This window comes from Neisseria sp. P0006.S004, assembly GCF_051963015.1.
In the GTDB taxonomy this organism is placed as follows: domain Bacteria; phylum Pseudomonadota; class Gammaproteobacteria; order Burkholderiales; family Neisseriaceae; genus Neisseria.
Window position 1 is genome coordinate 1 of sequence record NZ_JBQCUS010000018.1, and the last position, 1,928, is coordinate 1,928.

The following is a 1,928-nucleotide window of genomic DNA, read 5'->3' on the forward strand; positions in this document are numbered from 1 at the left end:
GGGCTGCATTACAATTTCTTTAGGTATTATGAACCGAACGTCGGGCGGTTTGTGAATCAGGATCCGATTGGGTTGTTTGGAGGTAGTAATTTTTATATGTTTGCCTTCAATATATCTCGTTGGCTTGATCCATTAGGTCTAAAAGGAAAGTCAAAACGATCATGCGAAGAGATTGGGCAAGATATTGATAGATTAATTAATAGAGATAAACGGAAATGTAACAATGGTGGCACTCATGGTTTGCGCCATAGGTTCAATGAACAAATTAATGGTCGCAATGGTCCTGGTACCCAGTCGTGGAAAACACATGAACAGGAAATCAAGAATCAACAGAAAAGCCTTAGAGACCGTTTGCAGGAGTGGAACGATTCAGGTTGTGGAAGTCCCCCTTCTGGGGCGTGGAAGTGGGCGACAAAACCAGTTCCTCAGCCTAAACAGTGGAAAAATCCTGCTGTTCCGAGGTCTACTGTAGAAACAGGAGCAAAAGTTGTTGCTGGTGCTGGAGCTGCATATATAGTTTATCGAATTGTTCGGTTTTTGCCTTCTTTACTCCCTCCTTTATGGGGAACAATTCCTGCAAATGCTGCCATACCTTAAAATATAGAAAGTAAGACATGAAAAAAAACAATCTAATTTTGTTAATTAAAAATCAAATGTCAGATAAACAAAAAAATGAAAATGCTTTACATTTAAATACACTTTTACTAAACTCAATAGAAAATCCTAGTATAGATAATGATTATTTCATAGAATTATTTAGCTATTATTCTAACATATCCCAAGGAGAAGTAAGTGAACTATTTAATTTACTACAATCTTTAACCAAAAATGAAATTAATATAATTTATGATTTTTTAGAATATATTTCTAAGTTTATCAAAGATTTAGGAGTGAATTATGAATTTGAAAAATTTCTTATGGAGGTAAAATATATACAAGAACGAAATTGTCTAGAAGAAAAAATTAAGCCTACTTTCCCAATTTTTAAAGTTGATAAAAATAACATCATAAGTTTTGATGATAGTGATAACTTTTATATATTTTCTATAATGCAATTATCTACTAAAACTTGGATTGAGATAACATACGATGATTTTCTCTCAATACTTGAATCACTAGAGTGGCAAGCCTTTACTAATAAGGCTATATTATATTTTACTCCTTGCTGTTTAAAATATATTTTTTCTAATTTATCTAAATTCTATTTATATGGTTACGTTGTTGACTTTTTATATATTGCCCTAAGAGACCAAAGTACGATATTTAACACTAATCAAATCAACTTAATTATTGATTTTCTTAAATTAATCCAAAATTTTAACCAGGAAATTAGTGTTGAAACACAAAAAAAAATAACAAGTATTATCCAACTTTATTTATAACTTCCGGGCCGCAAGGGCATACTTTCCCGTACCGCCACCAAACCGGCCTGGCCGATGCGCCATTCTTCCTCGGTTAAAATCCGCAAACGCTATATCGTGCGCACCGGCGATATGTTCCATATGAACGGCAAGTTCAGCAAAAGACTTCCCCCTAAAACCTGTCTGTCCTGTAAGGGTGCAGTGGGTGCCGGTCGGCCGGTGAATCCGATACACGGTTTGAAGTTTTGGAGGGTGAAACCGACTTTGCCTTTGAAGGCATTTTGCCTCTAGTATGGAGCCGCAGCTATTATTCCGACCAAGACGGTACCGGCTGGCTCGGCGAGGGTTGGAGCGTACCTGGCTGCCAACGCATTATCCGCGATGCGGCCGGATTGGCCTATACCGACCCGCTGAAACACATCACCCGTTTCGAATATGCCGGCAACGGTCTGTTGCTGTCGGTAACCGATCCGAACGGCAGCAGTACCGCATACCACTACGACACCAATCAACACCTCACCCTCGCCCTCTATCCCGACGGCAGCAAGGAGACCTTCGGCTATGATG

4 protein-coding genes are annotated in these 1,928 nt (G+C 38.4%); all 4 read left to right on the top strand.

Annotated elements, in window-relative coordinates:
- On the top strand, positions 1 to 597 hold a 597-nt coding region (locus ACTHR2_RS10475), incomplete at its 5' end, for an RHS repeat-associated core domain-containing protein (protein WP_440375704.1).
- A gap of 17 nt (positions 598 to 614) precedes the next feature.
- Positions 615 to 1,382 (top strand): hypothetical protein, encoded by a 768-nt coding sequence (locus tag ACTHR2_RS10480; protein ID WP_070625102.1) that lies wholly within the window; start codon positions 615 to 617, stop codon positions 1,380 to 1,382.
- 54 nt (positions 1,383 to 1,436) lie between these two features.
- Positions 1,437 to 1,652: a hypothetical protein gene (locus ACTHR2_RS10485; protein WP_079453697.1), complete on the top strand. Its 216-nt coding sequence runs from the start codon at positions 1,437 to 1,439 to the stop codon at positions 1,650 to 1,652.
- On the top strand, positions 1,643 to 1,928 hold a 286-nt coding region (locus tag ACTHR2_RS10490), incomplete at its 3' end, for a DUF6531 domain-containing protein (RefSeq protein WP_440375705.1). The genes ACTHR2_RS10485 and ACTHR2_RS10490, both read left to right, overlap by 10 nt.